This window comes from Pseudomonas sp. MEJ086 (genome assembly GCF_030209025.1).
Taxonomy (GTDB): domain Bacteria; phylum Pseudomonadota; class Gammaproteobacteria; order Pseudomonadales; family Pseudomonadaceae; genus Aquipseudomonas; species Aquipseudomonas fulva_A.
In genome coordinates, this window is the sequence record NZ_JARVSV010000061.1 from 12755 (window position 1) to 36789 (window position 24035).

The following is a 24035-nucleotide window of genomic DNA, read 5'->3' on the forward strand; positions in this document are numbered from 1 at the left end:
GTTAGCGTGCAAGCGAAAGAAACAGTTACGGGTCAAGGACAGAATCGATCGGAGGTGGGTATGGGAAACGCTGTCGTGGCAACACGGTTTGATCAGGCTTTATCGATAGAAATGCCACTCAAGCCGCAGAGCAAAATCACCAATTTGCATGCAGCAAAGAAGAAAGTCCTCTTTGTAAGTTCCGAGCTCGCCGACCTGATCAAGGTGGGTGGCCTGGGTGACGTGTCAGCTTCGCTGCCACGCGCCATGAGCACCAATCACGATGTTCGCGTACTGATCCCCGGCTACCGCCAGGTGCTGGAAAGCGGTCACGCTATTCGCGACGTGGGCAGCGTTCCCGGCCACGCCGCCCTGCCCCCGGCCCGCGTAGGCTGCATGACCCTGCCCGACGGGCTGATCGTTTATGTATTGATGTGCCCCGAGCTTTACGACCGTGACGGCACCCCCTACGCCGACGCCCAGGGCCGCGACTGGCAAGACAACCACATCCGTTTCGCTCGCCTGGGCCTGGCTGCCGCCGAGATCGCCTCCGGTACCGCCTGCCTGAGCTGGTGCCCCGAGGTGGTTCACGCCAACGACTGGCCTGCTGCGCTGACGCCTGCCTACATGACCTGGCGTGGCCAGAACACCCCCACCGTGTTCACCATTCACAACCTCGCCTATCAGGGCCTGTGCAGCCTCGAATGCAGCCCTGAACTGGGCCTGCCCTCCTCGGCGTGTGGCCATCAGGGCATGGAGTTCTACGGCAGACTGTCGTTCCTCAAGGCTGGCCTGGTGTACTCCGATCACGTGACCACCGTGAGCGAAAACTACGCCCGCGAGATCACCACCCAGGAATTCGGCTGCGGCCTGGAAGGCATGCTGCAGTTCAAGGTGCAGCTCAACCAGTTGAGCGGCATCCCCAACGGCATCGACGAAAGCTGGGATTCGCTGAACGACCCGCATCTGGTGCAGGGCTTCGAAGCCCACGACTGGGAAAGCAAACGGGTCAACACCCGCCACGTCGAGAAGATATTCGGCCTCGAGCAGAGCGATGGTCCGCTGTTCGCCGTGGTGTCCCGGCTGGTGCAACAGAAAGGCATCGACCTGACCCTGGAAATCGCCGACACCATCGTTGCCGAAGGTGGCCGTATCGCCATCATCGGCCGAGGCGAAGAGCACCTGGAAGAAGCGGTGCGAGAACTCGCCCGCCGTTACCCGGGCCGGGTCGGCGCCAATGTCGGCTTCAACGAAGCGGACGCGCGCTGCATGTTCGCAGGCAGCGACTTCCTGCTCATGCCGTCGCGCTTCGAGCCCTGTGGCCTCAGCCAGATGTACGCCCAGCGCTTCGGCTCACTGCCGATCGCCCGTGCTACCGGCGGTCTGGCCGACACCATCGAAGATGGCGTGAGCGGCTTCCTGTTCAACGAAACCAGCACCGAGAGCTATCTGGAAGCGGTACGCCGGGCCATGGCCGTGCATCGCAATCCGCAGCTGCTCAACGCCATGCGCGCCCGTGCAATGGCATCACCGCTGTACTGGACGCAGTCGGTGGAGCCCTATGCGGCGCTGTACCGCAAGCTGCTGGCCGCGAAGATGTCGGGTGGGAAATTGGCGTGATGGTTGAGAAATCCCGACGACATGGCGCCTGGCTGGACGAACATGGTCACACCCATTTCGCCCTCTGGGCACCAGACGCAAAATGTGTAGCAGTAGAACTGCAAGACAATCAGCGACACCCAATGACGGCCGACCAAGACGGCTGGTTCACGGCAACGCTGCCGGTAGGTGCCGGCAGCGACTACCGCTACCTGATCGACGAAAACCTGCTGGTACCCGATCCCGCTTCACGCTGGCAAGCCGCGGACGTTCATGGCCCGAGCCGCGTGGACGCGCCTGGCCACTACCACTGGAGCACGGCCGGCTGGCAGGGTCGCCCCTGGCAGGAAACGGTGCTCTACGAACTGCATGTCGGCACCCTCGGCGGCTATAAAGGCGTGCAGGAAAAGCTGCAGGCGCTCATCGAGCTGGGCATCACCGCCATCGAACTGATGCCCCTGGGCGAATTTCCCGGTGGCCGCAATTGGGGCTACGACGGGGTTTTACCCTTCGCCCCGGATTCCTCCTACGGTACCCCCGACGAGCTGCGTGCGCTGATCGATCATGCTCACCAATTGGGTCTGATGGTCTTCGTCGATGTGGTCTACAACCACTTCGGCCCCGATGGCAATTACCTCGGCCAGTACGCCAGTGGCTTCTTCCGTGAGGACGTCCACACGCCCTGGGGCCCGGCCATCGATTTCCGCCGCCGCGAAGTGCGCGACTACTTCATCGACAATGCGCTGATGTGGGTGCAGGACTACCGCGTCGACGGCCTGCGTCTGGATGCCGTGCATGCCATCGGTGAGCGCGACTTCCTGCTCGAGCTGGCTGAGCGTGTACATGGCTCGATTGCCAGTGGCCGTCATCTGCACCTGGTGCTGGAAAACGAGAACAATGACGCCGAGCTGCTGCAGCGTGGTTTCGTCGCCCAGTGGAACGACGACGGCCACAACGTGCTGCATCATCTGCTCACCGGCGAGCACGAAGGCTATTACGCCGACTTCGCCGAGGACGCCACTCACAAGCTCGCCCGCTGCCTGCGCGAAGGCTTCATCTACCAGGGTGAAACCACCCGCCACGGCACGGCCCGTGGCAGCAGCAGCGGGCATCTGCCTCCCAGCGCCTTCGTGTTGTTCCTGCAGAATCACGACCAGGTCGGCAACCGCGCTCTTGGCGAGCGCCTGCTCAGCCTGGCCGACGGCGATGCACTGAGGAGCGCCACTGCCCTGCTGCTGCTCAGCCCGATGATTCCCCTGTTGTTCATGGGCGAGGAATGGGGCAGCGAACAGCCCTTCCAGTTCTTCACCTCGCACAACGACGAGCTGGGCGAAGCGGTACGCAAGGGCCGGCAGAACGAGTTTCGCGAATTCTCCAGGTTCTCCGGACAGGAAATTCCCGCCCCTAACGAAACCAGCACATTCCAGGCCTCCACCCCTGATCACCACACCCGCGAGACCGCCTCCGGCAAGGCCTGGCTGGGTTTTTACCGCGAGCTGCTTAGCCTGCGCCGTGAGCACATCGTGCCGCGCCTGCAGGGCAGCCAGGCCCTGGAAAGCCGGGTACTGGCAGAGGCCGCAGTGGCTGCCAGCTGGCAGCTGGGTGATGGGCAGATCCTGCGCATCGACCTGAACCTGAGCGACGCGCACGTCGCCGCGGATGCCCCTGCAGGTGCCACCACACTGTTCGCCCATCGTGCGGACAAGGATGCCGACCAGTTGCCGCCACGCAGCATCCGGGTTCTGCTGGAGGGCGCAGCATGAGCGATGCACGCCTTGCCGAACTGAGCCGTGCCGCAGGCCTGAGCGTCGACTGGATCGACGCCGATGGTCGCCAGCAATCGGTTACCCCGGAAAACCAGCGACGCCTGCTCGAGGCACTGGGCTATGCCGTGCAGGACAGCGAGCAGATCGACGCCAGCCTCGCCGAACTGCAACAGCGTCAGGACAGCCTTGCACTTGGACCACTGGTGACTCTGGACCTCCAGGAAACCCTCGATCTGACCCGTTACTTCCCGCCAGGAACCCTGTACGAGATCGAGCTGGAACAGGGCGAACGCCTGGAAGGCCGCCTGGATGACAGCGGCCGCCTGCCGGTTATCGGCATCACCGGTTATCACCAGTTGCGCATCGCTGGCGGCGTGGTGACTCTGGCGGTCGCACCCGCGGCCTGCCCCAGCGTCGCCCAGTTGGCCGACCGCGAAAATGCCAAGATCTGGGGGCTGAGTGCCCAGTTGTACTCGCTGCGTCGCCCCAACGATGGTGGCCTGGGCGACACCCAGGCGCTCGAGTCCCTGGTCTGCAACGCAGCCAGGCGTGGCGCCGATGCCGTGGCGATCAGCCCGATGCATGCCATGTTCAGCGCCAATCTGCACACCTACAGCCCCTACTCGCCTTCCAGCCGTCTGTTCTTCAACGTGCTGCATGCCGCGCCGGGCAGCATTCTTGGCGAAGACGCGCTGCAGCAGGCGATTCGCAGCTGCGGTCTCGGTGAAGAACTGGCGCGCCTGGAAAGCCTCGAGCTGATCGACTGGCCGGGTGTGGCTGGCAGCCGTATGCGTATCCTGCGTCAGTTGCATGCCGACTTTCGCGCCAGCGCCCACCCGCTGCGCGACGACTTCGACGACTTTCGCCGCGAGGCTGGCGACGCCCTGCGCCAGCACTGTCGCTTCGAAGCGCTGCGCGGGTTCATGGATCTCAACGGGCTGCCGGTGGACTGGCGCGTTTGGCCAGAACAGTACCGTGACCCGGCCAACGAAGCCGTCGAGCAGTTCTGCGAGGGCCATCAGGAAGAAATCGAATTCCACGCCTTCGCCCAATGGCTGATCGCCCGCTGCCTAGACCGTGCCCAGGATAGCGCCCGTGAAGCCGGCATGGCGGTCGGCCTGATCGCCGACCTGGCGGTGGGCGCCGACGCGGCCGGCAGCCAGGCCTGGGCTCGCCAGGCCGAACTGCTGCAGGCAGTGAGCGTCGGCGCCCCACCGGACATCCTCAACCGCTCCGGGCAGAACTGGGGCGTTTCCGCGTTCTCGCCCAGCGGTCTGCAACGCAACGGCTTCCGCGCCTATATCGAGATGCTGCGCGCCAACCTGGCCCACGCCGGTGGCATGCGCATCGACCACGTGATGAGCATGCGCCGTCTGTGGGTGATTCCCGAAGGTGCGGACTCCGGCGCAGGCGCCTACCTCAATTACCCGTCCCGGGATCTGCTGCGCCTGCTGTGCCTCGAGGCCGAGCGCCACGGGGCGCTGATCATCGGCGAAGACCTCGGCACCGTGCCCGATGGTCTGCGTGAAGAATTGGCACAGCGCAACATCCTCGGCATGCGCGTGCTGCTGTTCGAGCAAAGCAATGGCCGTTTCAACGCGCCGGCGCATTGGCCACGCGATGCCCTGGCCACCACCACGACCCACGATTTGCCGAGTATCCGCGGCTGGCTTGCCTCCCGCGACATCCATTGGCGCCAGGCCGCGGGTCACCGCAGCGACGACTACACCAGACAGGATCACGACTTGCGCGCTCACGAAACCCAGGCACTGCACCAGGCCTTGCACGAGCACGGACACGCTACTGCGGAACACATGGACGACACCCAGCAACTGGATGCCAGCATCGCCTTCATCGGCAGCACACCGGCACCGCTGGTACTGCTGCCACTGGAAGATGCCATGGCCGCCACCGAGCAGCCCAACCTGCCGGGCCCCGGCGAAGAACACCCGAACTGGCGGCGGCGCTGGTCGGAAGATGCCGATGGCATGCTCGACGAGCCAGCGGTCAGCCACCGCCTGCAACGCCTGCAGTGGGCACGCAATTTGGTCGAGGGCACACGCCATGACTGATTTGCGCGCCAGCGTTCGCCTGCAGTTCCACAAGGGCTTCACCCTCGAAGACGCAGTGCCCCTGGTCGATTACTTCGCTCGCCTGGGCATCAGCCACATCTATGCCTCGCCGCTGCTGACCGCGCGGCCGGGTTCCATGCACGGCTATGACGTGGTCGACCCGACCCGCATCAACCCTGAGCTGGGCGGCGAAGCGGCCCTGCAGCGCCTGGTCGCGGCATTGCGCGCCAGGGGCATGGGCCTGATCCTCGACATCGTGTCCAATCACATGGCCGTGGGCGGCGACGCCAACCCCTGGTGGCTGGACGTTCTGGAATGGGGCATCAGCAGCCCCCACGCCAAGTTCTTCGACATTCACTGGCAGTCCCACGACCCGCTGCTGCGCGGTCAGTTGCTGGTGCCCTTCCTGCGCAGCGACTATGGCGAGGTCCTGGCAGCCGGCGAGATCGAGCTGCATTTCGATGCCGAACGGGGCCTGCTCTACGCCAAGCACTACGATCACCGCTTTCCGCTCAACCCGTCGACCTATGGCGACGTGCTGCAACACAGCGGGCATCCCGAACTGCAGGCCCTGGGCAAGCGCTTCGCGGCACTGGACGACAGCCAGGACGGCCAACGCCAGGCGCGCACCCTGTTCCGTGAGCTGGTCGCACTGGCCAGCAAGGCCGGAGGCGCAATCGATCGCGCCATCGCCAGCCTGCGCCCAAGCGAAGAAAAGGGTTTCGAGCCCCTGCATCAACTGCTCGAGCGCCAGCACTATCGCCTGGCCAGTTGGCGCACCGCGGCGGACGACATCAACTGGCGGCGCTTCTTCGACATCAACGAACTGGGCGGCCTCAAGGTCGAACGCCACGAGGTGTTCGAAGCGACCCACGCGAAGATTTTCGAGATGATCGAGAAAGGTCTGGTCGACGGTCTGCGTATCGACCATGTCGATGGCCTGGCCAACCCACGTGCTTACTGCCGCAAGCTGCGCCGTCGCGTCGAGAGACTGCTGCCGCAGCGCCCCGCCGAGCTGCGCGGCAGCCGCTTCCCGATCTACGTCGAGAAGATTCTCGGCGAGGGTGAGCAGCTGCCTCTCGACTGGGGTGTCGATGGCACCACCGGCTACGAGTTCATGAACCAGGTGTCCCTGCTGCAGCACGACCCTCAGGGCGAGGCCGTGCTGGCCCAACTGTGGAGCGAGACCAGCGGCCGTGGCGCCGACTTCATGGAGGAAGTGCGTCAGGCCCGCCAACTGGTGCTGACCACCTCTCTGGCCGGCGATCTGGAGGCGCTGGCACAAGGCCTACTGCTGATCGCTCGGGACGATATCGCTACCCGCGACCTGACCCTGGGTGCCATTCGCCGGGCCCTGCTGGAACTGATCGTGCATTTCCCCGTGTACCGCACTTACGTGTCCGCCGCTGGACGCAGCGCCAGCGACCAGGCGGTGTTCGACCAGGCCCTGGAAGGCGCGCGCAGCACCCTGGCCGAAGCCGACTGGCCGCTGCTCGAGCACCTGGACAACTGGCTGGGCGGCCAGGTGCTTTCCGAGCTGCCACCGAGCCCGCAGCGCAAGCTGTGGACGAAAATGATCGAGCGCTTCCAGCAGCTCACTTCCCCGGCCGCCGCCAAGGCGGTGGAAGATACCGCCTGCTACCGCAGCGCGGTGTTGTTGTCGCGCAATGACGTGGGCTTCGACCCGCAGCAGTTCAGTGCTCCCGTCGAGGCTTTCCATCAGGGCTGCCAGGAACGTGCTCAGCACTTTCCGGCCAACCTGCTGACCACCGCGACCCATGACCACAAGCGCGGCGAAGACACCCGTGCCCGGCTGGCGGTGCTCAGCGAGCGCGCGGAATGGTTCGCCGAACGTTGCCAACACTGGCGCGAGCTGGCAGCACCGCTGCGCAAGGAGCTCGATGACGGCACTGCACCGTCGCCAGGTGATGAGCTGATGCTGCTGCAGATCCTCCTGGCCTGCTGGCCGCTGGATCTCCCGGCGGATGACTCCCAAGGCCTGCAGACTCTCGCCGAGCGGGTCACCGCCTGGCAGGAAAAGGCCGTTCGCGAGGCCAAGCTGCGCAGTACCTGGAGCAACCCGAACGGCGACTACGAAAGTGCTTGCCGGGACTATCTGGAGAAGTTGCTGGGCAGCGGGCAAGGCAGCCAGCTGCGCGAAGAGATCCGCGCCGCTGCCGTGGAGATCGCCCCTGCTGGTGCACTCAACAGTCTGGCCCAGAGCCTGCTGCGCATGAGCGTGCCGGGCGTACCCGATCTGTATCAGGGCTGCGAGTTCTGGGACTTCTCTCTGGTCGATCCGGACAACCGCCGCCCAGTGGATTTTGCCGCGCGCCAGCAGGCGCTGGACAGCAATGCATCGCTTGCCGAGGCGCTGCCGCACTGGCACGACGGCCAGATCAAGCAGGCGCTGATCGCCGCAACCCTGGCCGCCCGCAAGCAACATCAGCGGTTGTTCGCCAAAGGCGACTATCAGCCGCTCACCGTAACGGGTCGTCATGCCAGCAAGGTGCTCGCCTTCCTGCGCAGCCATGGCGACACCCACGCATTGGTGATCGTGCCACGCCTGGCCGCATCGCTACTGGGCGACAGCCAGACCCCGCTGATTGCCCATGACCAATGGGGCGACACCCGCATCGCCCTGCCTCCGGCTCTGTCCGACAAGGCTTTGCACAGTGCCTTCTCCTCTGCCGACCTGTTACCGAGCGACGGCCATATCGCGGTACGCGACGTACTGCGCGATGTCCCCGTCAATCTGCTGATCGTCCCGACCCATTCTCAGGAGTCACACCCATGAGCGCAAAAGAAGACCGCATCCGTGAATTCGCCTACCAGATCTGGGAATCCGAAGGGAAACCCAGCGGCCAGGCCAAACGCCATTGGGAAATGGCCACCAAGCTCGCCGAAGCCGAGCAGACGCCTGCCAAGGCCACCGCCAAGCGCGTGAGCAAGCCGAAGGCCGCCACCACCGAGCCGAAGCCTGCCGCGCCGATCAAGCCGCGCGCCAGCAAGACCGCACCGGCTGCAGCCGAAAAGCCGGCCGAACTGAAACCGGCCAAGGCGCCGGCCAAGGCCAAACCGACCGCAGCGAAACCCGCCCCCAAGAAACCCAAGGCCTGACACCAGGAGCCACCCAGAATGAGTCAACCACGCTCGCGTATTACCGAAGGTCACCCCTTTCCGTTGGGGTCGACCTGGGATGGTTTGGGCGTCAACTTCGCGCTCTTCTCGGCTCACGCCACCAAGGTCGAGCTGTGCATCTTCGATCCGGACGGTCTCGAGGAGATCGAACGCATCGAGTTGCCGGAGTACAGTGACGAGATCTGGCACGGCTACCTGCCCGATGCACATCCGGGGCTGATTTACGGTTACCGGGTTTACGGCCCTTACGAGCCGGAAGCCGGGCACCGTTTCAACCCCAACAAGCTGTTGATCGACCCCTACGCCAAGCAACTGGTTGGCGAACTGAAGTGGTCGGAAGCGCTGTTCGGCTACGAGATCGGTCATCCCGATGGCGACCTCAGCTTCGACGAGCGTGACAGTGCGCCCTTCGTGCCCAAGTGCAAGGTCGTCGACCCTGCCTATACCTGGGGCAAACACCGCAACCATCGCGTCGACTGGGACAAGACGGTGCTCTACGAAGCCCATCTGCGCGGCCTGACCATGCGTCACCCGTCGGTGGCCGAAGACAAGCGCGGTACCTTCGCCGGGCTGATGAACGCCGACGTGATCAAGCACATCCGCAAACTGGGTGTTTCCTCGGTGGAATTGCTCCCCGTGCATGCCTTCGTCAACGACCAGCACCTGCTGGAAAAGGGCATGAACAACTATTGGGGCTACAACAGCATCGGCTTCTTCGCGCCTCATCCGCGCTACCTGGCCAGTGGGCATATCAACGAGTTCAAGGAGATGGCTGCGCACCTGCACGACGCCGGCCTCGAGCTGATTCTCGACGTGGTCTACAACCACACCGCCGAAGGCAACGAGCTGGGCCCTACCCTGTCCATGCGCGGTATCGACAACGCCAGCTACTACCGGCTGATGCCCGACGACAAGCGCTACTACATCAACGATTCCGGCACCGGCAATACCCTGGACCTGAGCCACCCCTGCGTGCTGCAGATGGTCACCGACTCGCTGCGCTACTGGGCCAAGGAAATGGGCGTGGACGGTTTCCGTTTCGACCTGGCGACCATTCTCGCCCGTGCCCACGACGGTTACGACGAGCGCCACAGCTTCCTGGTCGCCTGCCGCCAGGATCCGGTGCTGAGCAAGGTCAAGCTGATCGCCGAGCCGTGGGACTGCGGCCCGGGCGGTTACCAGGTCGGCGGTTTCCCACCGGGCTGGGCGGAGTGGAACGACAAGTTCCGCGACAACGTACGGGGCTTCTGGAAAGGTGACGAAGGTCAGCTGGCCGAGCTCGCCAGCCGCCTGACCGCTTCGGGCGACCTGTACAACCAGCGCGGTCGGCGCCCGTTCACGTCGGTGAACTTCATCACCGCCCACGACGGTTTCACCCTCAATGACCTCGTGTCGTACAACGACAAGCACAACGAGGACAACGACGAGAACAACCAGGACGGCAGCAACAACAACCTGTCCTGGAACCACGGCGTCGAGGGGCCAACCGACGACGAAGCCATCAACGACCTGCGGTTCCGGCAGATGCGCAACTTCATGGCGACCCTGCTGCTCGCCCAGGGCACACCGATGCTGGTGGCCGGTGACGAGTTCGCGCGCACCCAGCACGGCAACAACAATGCCTACTGCCAGGACAGCGAGATCGGCTGGATCGATTGGAACCTCGGTGAACAGGGCAAGCAACTGCAAGCCTTCGTAAGCCGCCTGATCAAGCTGCGCATGAGCTACCCGATCCTGCGTCGCGGCCGTTTCTTCGTCGGCGCCTACAACGAAGAGCTGGGAGTCAAGGACGTCACCTGGCTGGCGCCCCATGGCGAAGAGATGAGCGAAGAGAACTGGCACGATCCGCACGCCCGCTGCCTGGGCATGCTGCTCGATGGCCGCGCGCAGCCGACCGGCATTCGCCGCAGCGGCGCCGACGCAACCCTGCTGCTGGTGGTCAACGCGCATCACGACGTGGTCAACTTCCGCTTGCCGGAAGTCGCTCAGGGCAGCCACTGGACCTGCATGCTCGATACCAACCGCACCGATGAACCGGAAGACGAAAGCTTCCAGTTCGGCGACGAGTTCACCGTGACCCATCGCTCTCTGGTGCTCTTCGAGCTGCACAAGGAAAAACAGGCATGACGCCCGGCGGCGGCTCTCCCGTGGATCGCCTCGGCGTTCTGCTGGACGAGCTGCCGCTCGCTGCACCGATCCAATCCGAGGCCCTCGCCCATGCGTTGCAAACGCTCTGTGGCGCCGGCCTCGACCAATTACCGCAACCCGGCGGTGGCCATACCCTGCAACGTTGGCAGGCGTTGGCCACGGTCGCGGCACACGATCTGAGCCTGTGCAAGCTTTACGAAGGGCACACGGACGCCCTGGCGATCATGCAGCACTTCGCGGCACCGTCGCCGCCCAGCGACAGCATCTGGGGCATGTGGGCCGCCGAGCCGCCCCAGGCACGCGTCGAGCTGCATGCCGAGCAGAGCGATGGCAGTGTCCATCTGCATGGGCGCAAGGCCTGGTGCTCGGGCGCCAAGGTGCTCAGCCATGGGCTACTGACCGCCTGGAATGCCAGCGGCGAGCAGCAACTGGTGGCCGTCGCGCTGGCCCAGTCAGGCGTCAGTGTCAGCAACGACGGCTGGCAGGCAATCGGCATGCAGGCCACGCAAAGCGTGGAGGTGTCGTTCGAGGGTGCTCGCGGCTACCGCGTGGGGCCGCCCGGTGGCTATCTGCAGCGTCCGGGTTTCTGGCAGGGCGGCGCCGGTATCGCCGCCTGCTGGTATGGCTCGGCGCAATTGATCGGCGAAGCGTTGCGCAAACACTGTGCACGCCACGATGAACCCCACGCCCTCGCCCACCTCGGCGAGGTGGACAACGCCCTGCTCGCGGCGGCCAGCGCATTGCGCGACTGCGCCCGCTGGATAGATGCCAACCCGCAAGCGAACGCCGAATTGCCGGTGCGCCAGGTGCGTGCTCGCTGCGAAAGCGCTGCCGACAGCGTGATTCGTCATGTCGGCCGCGCACTGGGCGCTGCTCCCTATTGCCGTGACGGCGTACTCGCCAGACACCTGGCCGATCTGCCGGTGTACCTGCGACAAAGCCATGCAGAACGCGACCTGGCCGACCTCGGCCGTCTCGCAGCGCAACAACGACCAGGGAGCTGGACGCTATGAAAGCCAATCCGATTCAGGGACAAGGCACCTCGCCACAAGCCTGGAGAGCGTCGCGGCACCTTGCTCAGGTACCTGACATGGACTGCACGCAACTGGTGCCGGCAGGTTCCCGGGCGGTGATCGTCTCGCCCCATCCGGACGATGAAATACTCGGCTGCGGTGGTCTGCTGCAGTTGCTCGCTCGTGAACAGCGCCAGGTGCTGTTGATCTCGGTCACCGACGGCGGTGCCAGCCACCCGGGCTCCGGGTATTGGACACCACAGCGGCTCAGCGTCGTGCGCCCGCTGGAAAGCGCCGACGCCCTGAAGCGCCTTGGCCTGCCCCTGAATCAGATGCAATGGGTACACGGCGGGTTTCCCGATACCGGCGTGGCCGCGCGCGAACACGAACTGCAGCTATTCCTGAGCACCTATCTGCAGCCCAGCGACGTGGTGTTCACCACCTGGAGCGAGGACGGTCACAGCGATCATGAAGCCGTAGGCCGCGCATCCCTGGCGGCGGCACGGAGCTGCGGCGCAAGGGTGCACGAAATCCCGGTCTGGGCCTGGCACTGGGCGAACCCCGAGGATCCTCGCCTGCCCTGGGAGCGGGCCCGCAAGCTGCAGTTGGACAAATGGGCACAAGCCCGCAAGCGCCACGCCATACAGGCCTTCGCCAGCCAGCTTTACAGCGACCCGGATACGGGCCACGAGCCGGTGCTTTCGGCCACGACCGTGGAGCGCCTGCAGCAACCGTTCGAGGTGGTTTTTTTATGAGTGTCGCCGACAACTATTTCGACAGGCTCTTCAAAGGCAGCGAAGACCCCTGGTCCTTTCGCGAGCGCTGGTACGAACAACGCAAGCGCAACCTGACCCTCGCCGCCCTGCCGCGCAACCATTACGGCAGCATCTTCGAGCCAGGTTGTGCCAATGGCGAGCTCAGTGCACGCCTTGCCGAGCGCTGCACCCAGTTACTGTGCAGCGATACCTCGGCCATCGCGCTGGAACTGGCGCGCAATCGTCTCGCCCATCGCAGCAACGTGCGCCTGCTGCAGACCCGCCTGCCGGAGCAGTGGCCGGAGGGCAGCTTCGACCTCATCGTACTCAGCGAGCTGTGCTACTACCTCGACAGCGAAGACCTCGATCGCCTCATCGAGCGGGCACGGACCTCGCTCAATCAGGGCGGCAACCTGCTCGCTTGCCACTGGCGCTGGCCGATCGACGAATGCCCGCTGACCGGTGACCAGGTCCACCAACGCATTCATCAGGCATTGGGCCTGCCGCGCCTGCTGCGCCATGAAGATGCCGACATGCTGCTCGAGGTATGGGGCACCGAGCCAACGTCGGTTGCGCAACGTGAGGGGCTGGCCCCCTCCACGGGTGACGAGTTGCCAGCATGATCGGCGTCGTCATTCCTGCGCACAACGAAGAACGGTCACTCGACCAGTGCCTCGACGCCGTGCTCACCGCCGCTGCTCATCTCGAGCTGAAGGTGGCCGTTCGCATTCTGGTCGTGCTCGACAGCTGCACCGATGGCTCCGCCAGCGTCATCGCCAACTACCCTGTCGACACCCTCACCATCGAGGCGCAGAACGTGGGCCTGGCGCGGGCTGCTGGTATCGAGTGGCTGTTGTCCCATGGCGCCACCTGGATAGCCTGCTCGGATGCCGACAGCCGCGTCGCCCCGGACTGGCTGGTACGCCAGTTGAGCCTGAAGGCCGACATGGTTTGCGGCACCGTGCAGGTCGCCGAATGGGGTGACCTCGGCCACGAGGTACAGGCGCGCTACGCAAGCGCCTACCAGGCCCGCGACGGACACCGGCATATCCATGGCGCCAACCTCTCCTTCAGCGCCGCCTGCTACCGTCGCGCTGGCGGTTTCAAGGCCATCCCGGTCGATGAAGACGTACAACTGGTAGCAGCCTTCGAGCGCATCGGCGCACGTATCGCCTGGAGCTGCCTGCCACAGGTCTACACCAGCGCACGACTGGACTGCCGTGCACGCGGTGGTTTTGGCGATTACCTCAAGTCCCTGCTCTGACACCCGCTCAGCGCCGATTCCCGTCGCCCAGGCGGCAAAAACCTTGAACCGCGCCCCCGCCGCTCCAGTCGGAATTTAACGACGCCTGGAACGCCTAGAACGCCTGAAGCTGCCCAGTCGCCTCGCTGAACACCTCGACCACCGACCGGAGGACAGAATGACAATCAACGATATCACCTGCTCCGAAGACGAAGACGTCGGTCACGTGGCCCGCAATATGGGTGAGAACCTGATACGTCGTCTGCCGGTGCTGAGCCGCGAGAATCGTCTGGTGGGTGTCGTTTCCCTGGGCAACATCGCCCAGCCCGGTGACAGTGACGCCAGCACGGCACCGTTTCGCAGCGTCACCGGAGCGCACTGAGCCATGCCGATACAGGCGACGAGACGGCATCCGGTTGGGTGTGCGCCCTGCACGCGCAGCTTGCCGCTTGGCGCCTGTTGCATGGGTGAATCGCCTTGAGCCGCATCCATATCGGCATCTCCGGCTGGCGTTACGCGCCATGGCGGGGTGAGTTCTATCCCCAGGGCCTGCGTCAGAAGGAGGAGCTGGAGTTCGCCTCCCGGGCCGTCAACAGCATAGAGATCAACGGCTCGTTCTACGCCCTGCAGACGCCCGAGCGCTATGCCGGCTGGGCCAGCGAGACGCCCGAGGGGTTTCGTTTCGCGGTCAAGGCGCCGCGCTACATCACCCACATACGCCGCCTGAACGACGTAGCCACGCCGATCGCCAACTTCTTCGCCTCCGGGCCTCTGCAACTCGGCGACAGACTCGGCCCGTTCCTGTGGCAGTTCCCACCGAGCATGGCCTTCGATGAGCAGCGCTTCGCCGACTTTCTCGCCTTGCTGCCCAAAGATACCGAACAGGCACAGCGCTGTGCCCGCAAAGCGGATCGGCGAAGCGAAGGCAGTCTCGACGTACCCCATCACCAGCGTCTGCGACATGCCGTGGAAATCCGCCATGGCAGTTTCCGGGACCCGGCGTTCATCGCCCTGCTGCGCAAGCACAGGGTGGCGCTGGTGTTCGCTGACAGTGGCGGCAAGTGGCCCTACGCCGAAGACCTGACGAGCGACTTCGTGTACCTGCGCCTGCACGGCAACAAGAAACTCTACGCCAGCGGCTACGATGAGCCTGCGCTGGCCCACTGGCACCAGCGCATCGCCACCTGGAGCCGCGGCAACCAGCCAGGCGATGCGCAATTGATCGATGCCCACAAGCCTCGTGCCAGGGCCTCGCGCGACGTCTACTGCTATTTCGACAACGATCTCAAGGTACGCGCCCCCTACGACGCCTACTCGCTTTTACAGCAGTTCGACCTGGCCGAGGGGTTGCCCAATGCCCCAGGCCGGTCGCCAGGAGTTTCCCAATGAGCACCCACCAACCGGCACCGACCGAACTGGCTACGGCGGTCCACACGCTGAAGATTCTCACGGTCAATACCCACAAGGGGTTCACCGCTCTGAATCGGCGTTTCATCCTGCCGGAGCTGCGCGATGCGGTCCGCACGCTGTCGGCGGACATGGTGTTCCTGCAGGAGGTGCACGGTACCCACGAGCACCACGCCAAGCGCTACGAAGAATGGCCAGCGACGCCACAATACGAGTTTCTCGCCGACAGCATGTGGCCGCAGTTCGCCTACGGCCGCAACGCCGTTTACCCCCACGGCGACCACGGCAATGCACTGCTGTCGAAGTTTCCCATCCTGCGCCACGAGAACCTGGATATCTCCATTGGCACCCAGGAGCAGCGCGGGCTGCTGCACTCGGTGCTCGACGTGCCGGGCCACGCCGAAGTACACGCCATCTGCGTGCACCTGGGGCTGCGGGAAATCCATCGCAAGCAGCAGCTTGGTCTGCTCTGCAAGGTGCTCGACCGCCTGCCTGCCGATGCGCCGGTGATCGTCGCGGGTGACTTCAACGACTGGCGCAAACGTGCCGACGGCTTGCTGGCCGCCAGCGGGCTGAAGGAAGCCTTCGTCAGCGAACATGGCGCGCCGGCCAAGAGCTTTCCCGCGCGCTGGCCGCTGCTCTGCCTGGATCGCATCTACGTGCGCAACGCAACCACTCAAAACCCGCAGGTGCTGTCGACCCGCCCCTGGTCGCACCTGTCGGATCATGCACCGTTGGCTGTGGAGATACGGCTATGAAGTACGACTGGCGTGATGGCAACCAGGTCGATTTGCTGATCAACGGCGAGGATTTCTTTCCTGCCGTGTTCGAAAGCATCCGCAACGCCCAGCGCGAGGTGCTGCTGGAAACCTTCATCATCTTCGAAGACAAGGTCGGCATGGAGCTGCAGGAAGCGTTGATCGCTGCCGCGCATAACGGCGCCCGGGTGGAGATCACCGTGGACGGCTACGGTACCGCCGACCTGTCGAAAGAATACGTCGCGGCGCTGGTCGCTGCCGGCGTACGCGTGCACATGTTCGATCCGGGCAAGCGCCTGATGGGCATGCGCACCAACCTGTTCCGCCGCCTGCACCGCAAGATCGTGGTGATCGACAGCGAGCTGGCCTACATCGGCGGCATCAACTATGGCGTCGATCACCTCATCGCCAATGGGCCGATGGCCAAGCAGGACTACGCGCTTCGCGTTCGCGGGCCGATCGTTGCCGATCTGCACGCTGCCAGCGAGCGCCTGCTGCAAGCGCGCGACGACCGTGAAGTGGCCCTGCGCCGCAGCAATCAGCCGACTCAGCATCGTCATGCAGGCAACAGCCGGATGCTCATGGCGATCCGCGACAACGGCGACGACACCAACACCATCGAACAGCATTACCTGGACGCCATCCGCAACGCCCAGCATCGCCTGGTGGTGGCCAACGCCTATTTCTTTCCCGGCTACCGCCTGCTGCGCGAATTGCGCAACGCGGCGCGGCGTGGGGTCAAGGTCACCCTGATTCTTCAGGGCCAACCGGACATGCCGCTGGTGCGGTTGTGCTCGCGGCTGACCTACAACTACCTGCTGCGCGACGGCGTGACCATCTACGAATACTGCCAGCGCCCGCTGCACGGCAAGGTGGCGCTGGCCGACCACGAATGGTCGACCGTGGGCTCCAGCAATCTGGACCCCCTGAGCCTGTCGCTGAATCTGGAAGCCAACGTGATCGTCCGTGACCCGGCCCTCAATCGCCGGTTATACGAGCACCTGATGGAACTGGCCACCTCGAGCTGCAAATCGGTGCCGCTAAAGCGGGTGATGCGCGGCTACTGGTGGCGCGCGCCGCTGATCTTCATGTGCTTCCACTTCCTGCGCCACTTTCCGGCCATCGCCGGCTGGTTCCCGGCCCACTCGCCACGGCTCAAGCTCTTGCAACCGAACGTCGAGGCGCCACAGTGCAACACCCTGCAGATCGACCAGGAGAAAGTCTCGTGAGCGAGCCCGACGACAAGCAAGGCAAACCGGTATGGCGCTGGGCCAAGCGCCTGCTGACCCTGTGCTTTTTCATCCTGGTGCCGGTGCTGCTGTTCATGCTGGTCAAGAACCTCGACTGGCAGGAAGTCAGCAAGGCCCTGCGCGGTTACAGCAGCGGCATTCTGCTCGCCGCGATCGGCGTCTCGGCGCTGAGCTACGCCGTGTACTCGAGCTTCGACCTGATCGGCCGCGCCTACACCGGCCACAAGCTGCCAGCGCGGCAGATCCTGCCGCTGACCTTCGTCTGCTACGCCTTCACGCTCAACCTGAGTTCCTGGGTGGGCGGCGTCGCCCTGCGCTATCGCCTGTATTCGCGCCTCGGCCTCAAGGTTTCGACCATCACCCGCGTATTGAGCATGAGCCTGATCACCAACTGGCTGGGTTACATCCTGCTGGCAGGCGTGATCTTCACCTTCGGCCTGCTCAAGCTGCCGGAAGGCTGGGCCATCGGCGCCACGGGCCTGCGCATCATCGGCCTGGCGTTGCTGGCGGTGGGCATCGGCTACCTGCTCGCCTGCCAGTTCTCCAAACGCCGAACCTGGAAGGTGCGTGGCCATGAACTGACCCTCCCTGCGCTGCCGATGGCGCTGTTGCAGGCGGGCCTGGGTGCACTGAACTGGTCGCTGATGGCGCTGATCATCTACCTGTTGCTGCCGGAAGAAGCCTTCTACCCGATGATTCTCGGCATTCTGATGATCAGCAGTATCGCCGGGGTGATCACCCATATTCCGGCCGGGCTGGGCGTCATCGAGGCGGTGTTCATTGCTCTGCTGCAGCACGAAATGTCCAAGGGCAGCATCGTCGCCGCGCTGATCGGCTACCGGGCGATCTACTTCCTGTTGCCACTGGCCGTCGCCTGCGTGGTGTATCTGGTGCTGGAAAAACGGGCCAAGAAGCTGCGCCAGAACGGCAATCAGGACGCTTCCAGCGAAGCGACCGACCCGGCCTGAGGTTCAGCATCGACAGCGGCCCTGCTGACCCAGGTCAAGGGCCGCGACGCCAGACGCGCTAGCTTGAGTTCGAGACTCACAGGAGTGCGCGACATGGCCAAGAAATTCCCCCTGCTCCCGAAGAACCCCCAGCGCGTCTGCTGGGGGTGCGACCGCTATTGCGCTGCCGACGACCTGGAGTGTGGCAACGGTGCAGGCCGCACCCAGCATCCCAGCGAAATGCTCGGTGACGACTGGTACCTGCATGGCGACTGGGGCATCGAGCCTCCTCCCGCCGAACAGAACCCGAAACAGCGCCTGGTCTAGCGCTGGGTCAACGGCAATAGTGCTTCGACCAGCCCTGGCGATGCCCGATACAGCGGTACGTGGCCGCGCAACAATACCTGCGCCGTGCGCCGATAGGCGGCACTGCTGACCTGCAGCTTGCCGTCGCGCTCACGGGCCACCACCGTGGTGGCGAGAGCGCCCGCCGGGTTTTCGATGGCCACCTCGATATCGGCGAACTCGCCAGACGGCGCGGCAAGCCCCGTAGCCACCTGCCAGGCCACCGAGCCCGGGATCAGTGCAGCAGCCGCCAGGCAGCAGCCACCGGAAACCGCCATCGAAGCATGCAGTGCTTGGGGCGTGAAATAACGCACCGAAATATTACCGCCTGCCTGGGGTGGGCCGACGATGCAGACCTTGGGCTGGGTTTCGCTGCGCGCAAGTTCGTCCGCCGTCATCAGCTCGCCGTCACGGCGGCGCAGCTTCATCCGCAACCCCGCTTCGACCCACACGCGGCGCAGGTCGGCCATGAAGGCCTGGTCGTTCTGCAGGTCGGCGAGGGGCTCATGGGCGGTCTTGCCAAAATCGCTGGCCAGGGTGATGACCATCGGCACCGCCACATCCACACAGGACACCGCACGCCCGTCGATCTGTTCGACCGCCTGCCCGGTCGGCAGCAACTGCCCGGTCTTGGCGCCCACGGGATCGTGCAGAAACAGATCGACCGAGGGAAATTCGCCGCTGACACCGGGAATCGACGCACAGACCAGCGCGCCTTCGGCAGTACGTCCGATGCGCCCGGTGCTGATCACTCCGGTATTGCTGTTGCGAATGCTGATGTCACGGCTTTCGCCCGCCGCTGCCGTCACCAGGCCAACGTCCAGCGCCCACAGCGGCAACGCGCTGGACAGGTTGCCGCAATTCACGCTCCAGTCGATGGCGGCGTGATCACTGGCCAGTTGCGCCAGGGTGCTGACCAATCGCTCGCCGTCACGGGTCGCTTCCCAGTCGACGAAGAACACCTTGTTGCTGGTCGGCGCACCACGGCCCAGGCCGGTGATCTGACGATTGCCGGGCTGCGAGCCACTCAGGGGCACCCCCATCAGATGGCGCAGCAGTTCCTCACGCAGCACCGAATCCGCAGGCGCGAACGGTTCCCAGATCAGCAGGCCGGTGGACGTCCCGCCGCGCACATGGTGCACCGGAAACTCGAGCAGGCCCTCACGCAGACGGGGCTGAAATTCGGCAGACTGCAACATCCGCATCGGCAGTTCCTCGTGCTTGGGTGGGCGTCCATCTTAACCTGTTCAGGGGCTTCGCCTGGTCGGGCGGTGGTGCGATCGTTCGGTGGGCTGAAGCCCACCCTACCCCCAGGGCATCGACCGTAGGGTGGCCCTTTAGCCCACCAGAGCCATTCAACGCCGATGGTAGCTGGCTATTCAGAGCATGCGGCTCGGAGCTTCGGGCTGTGGGTGTTATCCGTGGTGGGCTGAAGCCCACCCTACCCCCAGGGCATCGACCGTAGGGTGGCGCTTTAGCCCACCGAAGCCATTCAACGCCGATGGTGGCTGGTGGCTCAGAGCATGCGGTTCAGTACTTGGGGCTGTGGCCGTTGTTGTGGTGGGCTGAAGCCCACCCTACTCCCCAGGAGCATCGACCGTAGGGTGGGGCTTAAGCCCACCAAAGCCATTCAACGCCGAGGTGGCTGGACGTTCAAAGCATGCGGTTCGGAGCTTCGGGCTGTGAGCGTTGTCGGTGGTGGGCTGAAGCCCACCCTACTCCCCAGGGGCATCGACCGTAGGGTGGCGCTTTAACCCACCAAAGCCATTCAACGCCGATGGTGGCTCAGAGCATGCGGCTCGGAGCTTGGGCTGTGAGCGTTAACGAATCATGCCCGACGGGCGCAAGTGCAACTCGGTGCGTTTCAGCATCATCGACAGTGGGTGGCCCGCCGTGAAGACTCGTCTACAGGCGAAGATGGCGCCTGTTCAATCAGGCAGCTTCCAGGCACCCCGCAAGGCCTGCAAGGCCTCGCCGATCGCCTTTTCCGGCACCGCCGCGAAACCCAGTACCAAGCCAGCGCGATCGTCCATCGACGTATCGCCGCCAGGTAGCCAGTAGTTGCTGAGTGGGTTGATCTCCACACCCACCGTCGCCGCACCGGCAACCAGTTCCCGTTCTCGCGCCAGGCTTTCGCAGCGCACGCTCAGATGCAGGCCGGCGTGTACATCGGGCAGCGGCTCGCAGCCCGGCAGACTTTGCGGCCAGCCCGCCAGCAGCGCATCCCGACGGGCGCGGGCGGCATTGCGCATGCGGCGGATGTGCCGCTGAAAATGCCCGGCGGCGATGAACGCGGCCATCACCGCCTGGGTGCCGACCTCCGAGTGGCGCATATCCACCGCACGACGCCGGGAGAAGGCAGTGGCCAGACGGGGTGGCAGCACCAGATAGCCAAGCCGCAGCGCCGGAAAGGCGATTTTGCAGAAAGTGCCGACATAGAGCACACGCTGCCCACGATCCAGTGCGGCCAACGGCGCCAGCGGCGTGCCGCTGTAACGGTACTCGCCGTCGTAATCGTCCTCGATGATCCAGGCATCGTTACGCTCGGCCCAGTCGAGCAGCGCCAGGCGCCTGGGCAGTGACAGCGTCACCCCGGTCGGATACTGGTGCGAAGGCGTGACATAGGCCAGCCGGCACGCCCCTGCCCGCTCCAACTGCGCGACATCCAGGCCGTCGCCATCGACGGCAATACCGCGCAGCTGCGCGCCGGCAACGCTGAAGGCATGGCCGGCGGCACGGTACCCCGGATCTTCGACGGCCACCGGATCACCCGGCTCGACCAGTAATTGCGCGCACAGGCTGATCGCCTGCTGTGCGCCGCAGGTGACGATGATCTGCGCCGGATCGCACTGCAGGCCCCGGCTGCTGCGCAGATAGGCGGCGATCAGTTCGCGCAGTTGCGGGTCACCCGCCGGATCGCCGTAGCCCAGCCGTGCCGGTGACGGCCTGCGCCAGAAACGCGCCGACAGCCGCGCCCAGGTCTCGAACGGAAACAGATCGAAAGCCGGCACGCCAACCCGAAACGCCCGCGGTGCGCCGGCTAACGGTGCCGGCAGATGGTACTCGTCGAGCCGTTGCAGCGCGGCGCTACTGGCCGTGCCCGGCACATCTGCGGCTGGCGGCTCCGCGACCGCGGAGATGGCGGCCACATAGGTGCCATCACCCACCCGGCCCTGCACGTAGCCTTCGGCATAGAGCTGATCCAGCGCACGGTTCACCGTATTGCGGGACACCCCCAGGCGCTCGGCCAATTGCCGGCTGGCGGGCAGTCGGGTGCCGCCAGGCAGACGGCCGTCGAGCACGCGTTCGCGCAGGGCTTGGTAGAGCTGGCGGGACAATCCCTTGCCAGGCTGCAGATGCAGGCCGGAAAGGTCGACCGGCAAAGAAGCTGAAGACGCCATTAATTGGCCCTACGAAAGTCACTTAAAATGGATCTTACAACAGACCAATGGCAGTTCTAGCATGAGTCCGTCCACCTACGGGAATGCTCCATGTACGTACCCTCCGCATTTCGCCAGAACGACCTCGCCGCCCTGCACCGGGAGATTGCCGACTGCCGCCTGGCTACCCTGATCAGCCATGGCGAGAACGGCTTGCAAGCCAGCCATCTGCCCTTGCTGCTGCGCCCCGGAGAAGGCCGCAACGGCACGCTGTACGGCCACCTGGCGCGGGCCAATCCGCATTGGCAGGTACTGGCCGAAGGCGGTGAAGCGCTGGTGACCTTCAACAGCGCCGATGCCTATATCAGCCCGTCCTGGTATCCGGCCAAGGCCGAGCACGGCAAGGTGGTGCCAACCTGGAATTACATCGCAGTGCATGCCTACGGCCAGGCCGCGGTTTTCGATGACAGCGAGCGCCTGCTGAGCCTGCTCGACGAACTCAGCGCCCGTCACGAGAACCCGCGCCCGCAACCCTGGGCACTGAACGATGCACCCCGGGAGTACATCGCCGGCATGCTGCGCGCCATCGTCGGCTTCGCCCTGCCCATCGAGCGCCTGGAGGGCAAATGGAAGCTTGGCCAGAACCGCAGCGAAGCGGATCGCCAGGGCGTGCATGACGGTCTCAGCGCCAGCGCTGATCCCCGCGACCGCGCCCTGGCGCAGCGCATGAATGACTAATCACCGAGGAGACTTCGATCATGGAAATACGCGCAATCACCGCTGACGATCAGGCTGCCTGGTCGCCACTCTGGCAGGGCTATCTGCGCTTCTACGGGCAGCAGATGCCCGAGGCCACCACAGCCCTGACCTGGCAACGCTTTCTCGCTGACGACGAACCGATGCATGCGGCTCTCGCCTGGCACGAAGGGCGCGCCATCGGCCTGGTGCACTGGATTTTCCACCGCTCCTGCTGGACGACCGGCGATTACTGTTACCTGCAGGATCTGTTCGTCGACGAAAGCGTTCGCGGCAGCGGCGCCGGGCGCGGGCTGATCGAGCATGTTTACGCTCAGGCCAAGCTGGCTGGCGCTTCGCGGGTGCACTGGCTGACCCATGAAAGCAACACCACCGCCATGCGGCTCTACGATCACATCGCCGACCGCTCCGGTTTCGTGCAATACCGCAAGCAGCTGTAATCAGGAACCCAGACCATGACCGACGACACCCTGCTCGACTGGACACCCGTTTCGCCGCCACCGCGCAGCGCCATCGACGGCCGCTACGTGTGCCTGGAACCGCTGGACGCAGCAGCGCATGGCGATGATCTCTGGGAGGCGTTGCAAGGAGTGGACAGCGACCCTGCCTTATGGGATTACCTGCCCTATGGTCCGTTCGCCGAGCGCGCCGGGTTCGATGCCTGGCTGCAGGACAAGCAAAGCACCAGTGACCCGCTGTTCTTCAGCGTGATCGACAAGACCAGCGGGCGTGCCGTAGGGCTGCTGTCCTTCCTGCGTATCGCGCCCGCCGACGGCTGTATCGAAATCGGCCATATCGCCTTTGGCCACGCCATGCAGCGCTCCCCCGCCTCAACCGAGGCGATCTGGCTGCTGATGAGCCTGGCGATGGACGACCTGGGCAATCGGCGCCTGGAGTGGAAGTGCAATGCACGCAACGCCCGCTCGCTGCGCGCCGCCGAACGCCTGGGTTTCGTTCACGAGGGGTTGTTTCGCCAGCACGCGGTAATCAAGGGACAGAACCGCGATACCGCCTGGTTCTCGATCATCGACAGCGAATGGCCGCAATGCCGCGACGCCCTACAACGCTGGCTGTCGCCCGACAACTTCGACGAACATGGCAAGCAGCGGCAGCGCCTGGAAGCATTGCGGGCGAGATAGATATCTATCGGGCAGCCTCAACCACGCATCACGTCACCAATCGCCAGCAAGCTGGCTCCTACGGGATCCCCACTATCGCGTAGGAGCGTCGCCCTCGGCGCGAAAGCGGTAGCGGCCATACCGCAACCTCGCATCACGGCCACCATTCGCCAGCAAGCTGGCTCCTACGGGATCCCCACCGTCTTGTAGGAGCCCGCTTGCGGGCGATGCGATGGCAGCCATACCGCAAACCGGCGCAGTGCCCAGGATTCGCCCCGGGATCGCGGCATCCCTGCCAATCGGGTAGGAGCGTCGCCCTCGGCGCGAAAGCGGTAGCGGCCATACCGCAACCTCGCAT

21 protein-coding genes and 1 pseudogene are annotated in these 24035 nt (G+C 64.7%); 20 read left to right on the plus strand and 2 right to left on the minus strand.

The window, feature by feature from the left end; translation table 11 throughout:
* Positions 1-60: 60 nt before the first annotated feature.
* The 16 genes from glgA to QRN22_RS26050 all read left to right on the plus strand — a co-directional run bounded on the left by glgA (position 61) and on the right by QRN22_RS26050 (position 18405).
* A complete protein-coding gene (gene glgA, locus QRN22_RS25975) occupies positions 61-1599 on the plus strand; it encodes a glycogen synthase GlgA (protein ID WP_042555702.1) in 1539 nt (512 codons plus the stop codon).
* Entirely contained in the window at positions 1599-3341 is a 1743-nt protein-coding gene (treZ, locus tag QRN22_RS25980; protein ID WP_042555701.1) for a malto-oligosyltrehalose trehalohydrolase, read from the plus strand. The genes glgA and treZ overlap by 1 nt, the downstream gene beginning before the upstream one ends.
* Complete coding sequence (gene malQ / locus QRN22_RS25985; protein WP_042555700.1) at positions 3338-5416, plus strand: 4-alpha-glucanotransferase; 2079 nt, start codon at positions 3338-3340, stop codon at positions 5414-5416. Before treZ ends, malQ begins: the two co-directional genes overlap by 4 nt.
* The gene (locus tag QRN22_RS25990) at positions 5409-8213 is read left to right on the plus strand and encodes a malto-oligosyltrehalose synthase (protein ID WP_042555699.1); all 2805 of its coding nucleotides are present in this window, start codon (positions 5409-5411) and stop codon (positions 8211-8213) included. The genes malQ and QRN22_RS25990 overlap by 8 nt, the downstream gene beginning before the upstream one ends.
* Positions 8210-8536 carry a DUF2934 domain-containing protein gene (locus QRN22_RS25995; protein WP_042555698.1) on the plus strand — a complete coding sequence of 109 codons (327 nt, stop codon included), beginning with the start codon at positions 8210-8212 and terminating at the stop codon, positions 8534-8536. The genes QRN22_RS25990 and QRN22_RS25995 overlap by 4 nt, the downstream gene beginning before the upstream one ends.
* Positions 8537-8554: 18 nt before the next feature.
* Positions 8555-10684, plus strand: a complete 2130-nt coding sequence (glgX, locus tag QRN22_RS26000) for a glycogen debranching protein GlgX (protein ID WP_042555697.1) — start codon at positions 8555-8557, stop codon at positions 10682-10684.
* A complete protein-coding gene (locus QRN22_RS26005) occupies positions 10681-11718 on the plus strand; it encodes an acyl-CoA dehydrogenase family protein (RefSeq protein ID WP_231570216.1) in 1038 nt (345 codons plus the stop codon). The genes glgX and QRN22_RS26005 overlap by 4 nt, the downstream gene beginning before the upstream one ends.
* Positions 11715-12473, plus strand: coding sequence for a PIG-L deacetylase family protein (locus QRN22_RS26010; protein ID WP_042555696.1), 759 nt, complete (start codon positions 11715-11717; stop codon positions 12471-12473). The genes QRN22_RS26005 and QRN22_RS26010 overlap by 4 nt, the downstream gene beginning before the upstream one ends.
* Complete coding sequence (locus QRN22_RS26015; protein WP_042555695.1) at positions 12470-13096, plus strand: class I SAM-dependent DNA methyltransferase; 627 nt, start codon at positions 12470-12472, stop codon at positions 13094-13096. Before QRN22_RS26010 ends, QRN22_RS26015 begins: the two co-directional genes overlap by 4 nt.
* Positions 13093-13737: a glycosyltransferase family 2 protein gene (locus QRN22_RS26020; protein ID WP_042555694.1), complete on the plus strand. Its 645-nt coding sequence runs from the start codon at positions 13093-13095 to the stop codon at positions 13735-13737. Before QRN22_RS26015 ends, QRN22_RS26020 begins: the two co-directional genes overlap by 4 nt.
* Positions 13738-13894: 157 nt before the next feature.
* Positions 13895-14098, plus strand: coding sequence for a CBS domain-containing protein (locus tag QRN22_RS26025; protein WP_052493849.1), 204 nt, complete (start codon positions 13895-13897; stop codon positions 14096-14098).
* 95 nt (positions 14099-14193) lie between these two features.
* Complete coding sequence (locus tag QRN22_RS26030) at positions 14194-15105, plus strand: DUF72 domain-containing protein (RefSeq protein WP_042555693.1); 912 nt, start codon at positions 14194-14196, stop codon at positions 15103-15105.
* Positions 15102-15881, plus strand: coding sequence for an endonuclease/exonuclease/phosphatase family protein (locus tag QRN22_RS26035; RefSeq protein ID WP_042555692.1), 780 nt, complete (start codon positions 15102-15104; stop codon positions 15879-15881). Before QRN22_RS26030 ends, QRN22_RS26035 begins: the two co-directional genes overlap by 4 nt.
* Positions 15878-17110: a cardiolipin synthase ClsB gene (gene clsB, locus QRN22_RS26040; RefSeq protein ID WP_042555691.1), complete on the plus strand. Its 1233-nt coding sequence runs from the start codon at positions 15878-15880 to the stop codon at positions 17108-17110. Before QRN22_RS26035 ends, clsB begins: the two co-directional genes overlap by 4 nt.
* On the plus strand, positions 17107-18099 hold the full coding sequence (locus QRN22_RS26045) for a lysylphosphatidylglycerol synthase domain-containing protein (protein WP_042555690.1): 993 nt from the start codon (positions 17107-17109) through the stop codon (positions 18097-18099). Before clsB ends, QRN22_RS26045 begins: the two co-directional genes overlap by 4 nt.
* Positions 18100-18192: 93 nt before the next feature.
* Positions 18193-18405, plus strand: a complete 213-nt coding sequence (locus QRN22_RS26050) for a DUF3079 domain-containing protein (RefSeq protein WP_042555689.1) — start codon at positions 18193-18195, stop codon at positions 18403-18405.
* On the opposite strand, the gene QRN22_RS26055 is transcribed toward QRN22_RS26050, so the two are convergent.
* On the minus strand, positions 18402-19628 hold the full coding sequence (locus QRN22_RS26055; RefSeq protein ID WP_231570215.1) for a PrpF domain-containing protein: 1227 nt from the start codon (positions 19626-19628) through the stop codon (positions 18402-18404). The genes QRN22_RS26050 and QRN22_RS26055 overlap by 4 nt on opposite strands.
* Positions 19629-20247: 619 nt before the next feature.
* Here QRN22_RS26055 and QRN22_RS26060 point away from each other — a divergent pair.
* Positions 20248-20346, plus strand: a pseudogene (locus QRN22_RS26060) (GNAT family N-acetyltransferase); the annotation flags it as partial.
* A 5-nt stretch (positions 20347-20351) separates the two neighbouring features.
* Here the strand turns inward: QRN22_RS26060 and pdxR are convergent.
* Complete coding sequence (pdxR, locus tag QRN22_RS26065; RefSeq protein WP_042555688.1) at positions 20352-21824, minus strand: MocR-like pyridoxine biosynthesis transcription factor PdxR; 1473 nt, start codon at positions 21822-21824, stop codon at positions 20352-20354.
* 90 nt (positions 21825-21914) lie between these two features.
* Here pdxR and QRN22_RS26070 point away from each other — a divergent pair, with 90 nt between their 5' ends.
* Genes QRN22_RS26070 through QRN22_RS26080 form a run of 3 tightly spaced genes read left to right on the plus strand, consistent with a single transcriptional unit; the run spans position 21915 to position 23698 of the window.
* Positions 21915-22541, plus strand: coding sequence for an FMN-binding negative transcriptional regulator (locus tag QRN22_RS26070; protein WP_042555687.1), 627 nt, complete (start codon positions 21915-21917; stop codon positions 22539-22541).
* A gap of 20 nt (positions 22542-22561) precedes the next feature.
* The gene (locus tag QRN22_RS26075) at positions 22562-22999 is read left to right on the plus strand and encodes a GNAT family N-acetyltransferase (RefSeq protein WP_042555686.1); all 438 of its coding nucleotides are present in this window, start codon (positions 22562-22564) and stop codon (positions 22997-22999) included.
* A gap of 15 nt (positions 23000-23014) precedes the next feature.
* On the plus strand, positions 23015-23698 hold the full coding sequence (locus QRN22_RS26080; RefSeq protein ID WP_042555685.1) for a GNAT family N-acetyltransferase: 684 nt from the start codon (positions 23015-23017) through the stop codon (positions 23696-23698).
* The last annotated feature ends 337 nt before the right edge of the window (positions 23699-24035 follow it).